The sequence below is a fragment of the Streptomyces chiangmaiensis genome (assembly GCF_036281785.1).
In the GTDB taxonomy this organism is placed as follows: Bacteria; Actinomycetota; Actinomycetes; order Streptomycetales; family Streptomycetaceae; genus Streptomyces; species Streptomyces chiangmaiensis.
The window spans coordinates 1-761 of the sequence record NZ_JAYWVC010000675.1 but is presented as its reverse complement, the minus strand read 5'-3'; the positions used below and the strand labels follow the sequence as shown (position 1 = coordinate 761).

Annotated in this window: 1 protein-coding gene; it reads right to left on the bottom strand. The window is 67.3% G+C overall.

Annotated features, from left to right (window positions below; all coding sequences use genetic code 11):
- Positions 1 to 752, bottom strand: a 752-nt coding sequence (locus tag VXC91_RS46355) for an IS630 family transposase (protein ID WP_329513329.1), incomplete at its 3' end; no start/stop codon positions are given.
- Positions 753 to 761: the final 9 nt, after the last annotated feature.

Sequence of the window (761 nt, the reverse complement as noted above, 5' to 3'; positions counted from 1 at the left end):
TCAGGCGGGTTGTGGTACAGACCGACGACGTCGACGACCTTCTCGACGAACTGCGGGTCGGTGGAGAGCTTGAATGAGTCCTGGATGTGCGGCTTGAGGTCGAACTTCTTCCAGATCCGCCCAATGGTGGACTTCGACAATCCGGTGCGCTTCGCCATCGAGGCACGCGACCAGTGCGTGTCATTGCCCGGGGTGGACTCCAAGGTCGCCACGAGCACGTCCTCGACCTGGTCGAGCAGGATCGAGGGCGGCCGCCCAGGGCGCGGCTCGTCAATCAGCCCCTCCAGGCGTGAGGTAACGAACCGCGACCGCCAGCGGTTCACCGTCGCCTGGGCCACCCCGAGGTCTGTGGCAACCTGCTTGTTCGTCCCGCCCTCCGCGCACCGCAGCACGATCTTCGCGCGCAGCGCCAGGAACTGCGCGGTCTTCGCCCGCCGCGCCCATCGCATCAACTGCGCGCGCTCGGCCTCGGTGAGTACCAGATCCGGCTTGCGTCGGCCCGGCCGAGGATCGTCCGCCAGACCCGTCATGCGGTGGGCCGCAAAACGGGAGCGCCACTTACCCACTGTCGCCGCAGTCACTCCCAAGTCGGCCGCGACTCGCGCGTTTGATGCCCCATCTGCACACGCCAGGACGATCCGCGCCCGCTCAGCGAGGCGGGGACGCACCGCGCCACCCACCCAGAGCGACAGCTCTGCACGCTCCTCGTCGGACAATACGACCTCGACAGCATGCGGACCCCGATGCGACATGGAAACAGT